The sequence below is a fragment of the Mesorhizobium sp. M7A.F.Ca.ET.027.03.2.1 genome (genome assembly GCF_003999175.1).
Classification (GTDB): domain Bacteria; phylum Pseudomonadota; class Alphaproteobacteria; order Rhizobiales; family Rhizobiaceae; genus Mesorhizobium.
Genome location: NZ_RZOM01000433.1, coordinates 1 through 4,775, shown reverse-complemented (window position 1 = coordinate 4,775; position 4,775 = coordinate 1). Strand labels below are relative to the sequence as shown.

At 63.5% G+C, this 4,775-nt stretch carries 4 protein-coding genes; all 4 read left to right on the top strand.

The genetic code is table 11. The features are described from left to right. Positions 1-176: 176 nt before the first annotated feature. A complete protein-coding gene (locus EN750_RS18970; protein WP_127269514.1) occupies positions 177-1,115 on the top strand; it encodes a sugar ABC transporter substrate-binding protein in 939 nt (312 codons plus the stop codon). 238 nt (positions 1,116-1,353) lie between these two features. Then, on the top strand, positions 1,354-2,526 hold the full coding sequence (gene ssuD / locus EN750_RS18965) for an FMNH2-dependent alkanesulfonate monooxygenase (protein ID WP_127397322.1): 1,173 nt from the start codon (positions 1,354-1,356) through the stop codon (positions 2,524-2,526). Next, positions 2,523-3,983 (top strand): FAD/NAD(P)-binding protein, encoded by a 1,461-nt coding sequence (locus tag EN750_RS18960; RefSeq protein WP_127397321.1) that lies wholly within the window; start codon positions 2,523-2,525, stop codon positions 3,981-3,983. The genes ssuD and EN750_RS18960 overlap by 4 nt, the downstream gene beginning before the upstream one ends. Before the next feature lie 166 nt (positions 3,984-4,149). After that, positions 4,150-4,775: LLM class flavin-dependent oxidoreductase (locus EN750_RS18955; protein WP_127397320.1), on the top strand; the 626-nt coding region annotated here is incomplete at its 3' end.

Sequence of the window (4,775 nt, the reverse complement as noted above, 5' to 3'; positions counted from 1 at the left end):
GAGTTCCAGTCCGTTCCCGCATACGTCCAGCAGGTCGTGTCCGGGCTTATCCTGATCCTGCTCGTCGTGCTCGATCGGGCCGTTACCACCAAGGGGAGGGCTCCGGGCACGCGCCCGGCGCTCGTTCGCGACAATCCAATCACTCAAGGAGGAACCACATGATTGGGAGGAAACACATGATTGGCAAGAAAAGCATGCTTCACGTCGCCGCCGTGGCGGCTGTGCTGGCATCGACGGGCTGGGCCAGCGCCAAGACGGTCTGCTACGTGACGGCAGCGGATTCGCATGCCTACGCGACGCCGGCCAACAAGGCGCTTCAGGCGCGCGCCGCGGAACTCGGCATCGAGATCCTGAGCCTCAGCCAGGATTTTGATGTCCAGAAAGGCACCGAGCAGCTCAACACCTGCGTTGCGCGCAAGGTCGACGGCATCATCCTGTGGCCGCTCGACCCGCAGGCATACATACCGGGGCTGGCGCGCGCGCAGCAGGCGAACATTCCGGCGATCCTCATCAATTCACCGATGAGCGACGATGCCAAGCCGTTCATCAAGTCGTTCACCGGGCCTGACGTCTACGAGGAAGGCAAGCTGGCGGCGGACTCGCTGAGCAAGGCGCTCGGCGGCAAGGGCTCCGTCGTCATCATCGCCGGCCAGGCCGGCAACGGCACCACGATCGGACGCGTCAGCGGCTTCACCGACCGTCTCAAGGAAACCAATGCAGACATCAAGGTGCTCGACACGGTCAACGCCGACTTCGACCAGCAAAAGGCGCTGGTGGTCAGCCGCGATCTGATCACACGCTTCGGCGACCAGATCAGCGGCGTCTACGCCAATGACGACACGATGGCCCGCGGCTTCATCGATGCCTGGAAGGAGGCCAACCCCTCCAAGGCCGCACCGCCGATCGTCGGCATCAATGGCCAGAAGGATGCGTTCGAATCGATCCGCACCAATGAAATGTACTCGACCATCGTCCAGTCGCCCGTCGAGGATGGCCGCCTGGCAATCAACACGATGGCCGAGATCATCGACGGCAAGCAGGTCAAGGACCGGCTGCCCATCCCGCTGACCGTCGTCACCAAGGACAACGTCAACGCGGTCGAACCAGCGTTCTGATACGAGGAGGCCGGCCCGGTGTATTCGGGCCGGCCTCCTTTTCTTGCCAGAGAGAGAAATTCTAATAGCGGCGGCAGAATTGGAATAAACTAACTCTACAGAGTTTGTGGAATAAGCAATCTGCACTGGCGATCTGGTTTCCACCCGGACAGGACCACGCCATGCCCACTCTTTCGCATCAGCTACTCACCAAAGCAGGCATACCCGGCCGCCTTCGTCAGGCAGCGGGACAGAGGCCATGAGCCGGGTCGTGCCGGACCGCATCAAGGTGCTCTGGTTTCTGCCGACGCATGGCGACAGCCGTTATCTTGGCACGGCCGAGGGCGGCAGATCGGTCGATCTGCCGTATCTGACGCAAGTGGCGAAGGCGGCCGACATGCTCGGCTACTATGGCGTGCTGTTGCCGACCGGCCGCTCGTGCGAGGATTCCTGGGTGATCGCATCGGCTCTTGTGCCGATGACCGAACGCTTGCGTTTCCTTGTCGCCGTGCGGCCCGGTTTGCAGTCGCCAACGCTGGCCGCGCGCATGACTGCGACGCTGGATCGCATCTCCAATGGCCGCCTGCTGATCAACGTCGTCACCGGCGGCGATCCGCTGGAGAACAAGGGCGACGGCATTTTTCTGTCGCATGCCGAGCGCTACGAGGTGACGCAGGAATTCCTTCGGATCTACAAGCGGGTGCTGAGCGGCGAGACGGTCGAGCATGAGGGCAAGCATTTCCGCATCGAGGATGGAAGGCTGCTGTTTCCGCCGGTTCAGACACCCTATCCGCCGCTCTACTTCGGCGGCTCGTCCGACGCTGGGTCCGTGGTGGCGGCGCAGGAGATCGACAAATATTTGACCTGGGGAGAGCCGCCAGCCGATGTCGAGCGCAAGCTGGACGGCATGCGTGAACTGGCGCAGAAGGCCGGCCGCAAGCTCTCCTTCGGCATTAGGCTGCATGTCATCGTCCGCGAAACCACCGAGGAGGCTTGGGCCGCGGCCGACAGGCTGATCAGCCGGCTCGACGATGCGACGATCGCCTCGGCGCAGAAGGTCTTTGCCCGCATGGATTCGGTCGGCCAGGCGCGGATGAGCGCACTGCATGGCGGCAATCGCGCCAAGCTCGAGATCGCGCCCAATCTGTGGGCCGGCGTCGGCCTGGTGCGCGGCGGCGCAGGGACCGCACTTGTCGGCGATCCCGACACGATCGCCGAGCGCATCGACGAGTACCGGCGCCTCGGCATCGATACCTTTATCCTTTCCGGCTATCCGCATCTCGAAGAAGCCTATCGCTTTGGTGAGCTCGTGCTGCCGAAACTGCCGACCGACCATCTGGTCAAGGCAGCCGGCTCTTCCGTCAACACCGGTCCGTTCGGCGAAACCATCGCCGGCGACCACCGGCCGAAGTCGCTCGCCAGCGCCTCGTGAACTTGCTTCCTGCGTCCTCGCGGTTGCACGTCGCCATCATCGGCGGCGGCTTTTCCGGCGCCGCGGTGGCGTGGCACCTGGCGCAAATGCCTCGGCCGGAGCGGATTTCCATTTCCGTGGTCGAGCCACGGCCGGTTCTTGGCGGTGGCCTTGCCTATTCCAGCGAGGAACCGTCTCATCGGGTTAATGTTCCCGCGATCAGGATGAGCATGGCTCCCGACGACCCGCAGCATTTTGCACGCTGGTTGACTGGCAGCGGAGAACTCGAACACGACCCGGACGCCATCTGGAAGAACGGCGACGCTTTTCCGCGCCGGCGTGTGTTCGGTCGCTACGTCGCCGAGCATCTGGCGCCGTATCTCGGTTCCAGCCTTGTCCGTCATGTCGAAGGTCTCGCCATACGCGTGACGCGCGATGCCAGTGGCGCGGGCTGGACCGTGCATACGTCCAGTGGGTTGGTCGCTGCCGATATCGTCGTCCTGGCAGCGACGCACCCACAGCCCGCGATTCCAGCCGCGCTGATCCATCTGACGGAAGCACCGGGTTTCATCGCCGACCCGTACGCACCAGCGGCGCTTGCCGGGATTGGTCCGGAGGCGTCGGTGCTGATCGTCGGCTCCGGGCTGACCTCTGCCGACATGGTCGCCGAACTCGACCGTCGTGGCCATCGCGGCCGCATCCTGGCGCTGTCGCGCCGCGGCTTACGCTCGCGCGGACACCCCGATGTCAGGGGCGAGCCTTTTGGCGATTTTGCATCCGCGCCGGCCACGACGGCGCTCGGCCTGCTCAGGGCCATTCGCGCGACGCTGACAGCTGCGAGAGCGGCCAATGTCAACTGGCAGTCGGTCTTCGACCAACTGCGCCTGCAGGGGCCGGTGCTGTGGGCCGCACTTGCCCCGCCGGAGCGGGCAAGGCTGGTCCGCCAGCTGCGCGTGTTCTGGGACGTGCATCGCTTCAGGATCGCTCCGCAGGTGGCGGCGGTGCTCGACCGGCGTCATGTGGCCGGCACATTCGACACCATTGCCGCCAGGCTTGTCGCGTCGAACGATGAGGACGGCAGCCTGGCTGTCAGCTTCCAACGACGCGGGCAGACACGGATCGAGACGACGCGCTTCGATGCCGTCATCAACACTACGGGTCCGGCTCATGGGCAGGCATTACAGCTGAACCCGGCGCTAAGCTCGCTGGCGGAAGCCGGCTTGATCAGGACGGACCAATATGGACTTGGCATCGAGACAAGTCTCGACAGCCGCGCAATCGGCTCGGACGGTGAGGCGGTTGCGACACTCCTGGTCGCCGGCCCGCTGGCACGAGGCACTTTCGGCGAGCTCATGGGTCTGCCGGAAGTTGCACGCCATGCCCAGGCGGTCGCGGGGGAAATTGCCAAGCTGCTGGTTACGCTACCGTCAGCGCAGGCGGTCGGCGCCCATGCCGCGCATGGCCCTCTTGCGGGCTGACATCTGCAGGCCGGGTTCGGCAGCGAAAATTGGTATTTCCGTCCCAAGAGAGCCCCAAAAACGGAAAATCCTTCTTTGTATATATATTCTATAAACATAATAAATATCGGCGAAGTCCGGTTGCGGCCGGATCGATCAATGACACGGCCTGAATGGGAGACATTTCATGGCACACGCAGAGACCGACGCGATCAAGTTTGCCTACTGGGTGCCGAATGTTTCGGGCGGCCTGGTGATCTCCAACATCGAGCAGCGCACCAACCATTCGGCCGAGTATAACCGCAAGCTGGCGCAGATCGCCGAGAGGTCCGGCTTCGACTACGCGCTCAGCCAGATCCGTTTCACCGCTGGCTACGGCGCCGACGAACAGCATGAATCGGTGGCGTTCAGCCATGATCTGCTGGCGGCGACCACCACGCTCAAGGTCATCGCCGCGATCCTGCCCGGGCCATGGAACCCGGCGCTGGCGGCCAAGCAGATCGCCACCATCAGCTACCTGACCAACGGCCGCGTCGCGATCAATCTTGTCTCCGGCTGGTTCCGCGGCGAGTTCCACGCCATTGGCGAGCATTGGCTCGACCATGACGAGCGCTACCGCCGCTCGGAAGAATTCATTCGTGCGCTGCGCGGAATATGGACTGAAGACAGCTTCACCTTCCGTGGTGATTTCTACCGCTTCAACCAATATTCGCTGAAGCCGAAGCCGCCGCAGCCGCTGCCCGAAATCTTCCAGGGTGGCTCGTCGCGCGCCGCACGCGACATGGCATCACGGGTTTCGGACTGGTACTTCAC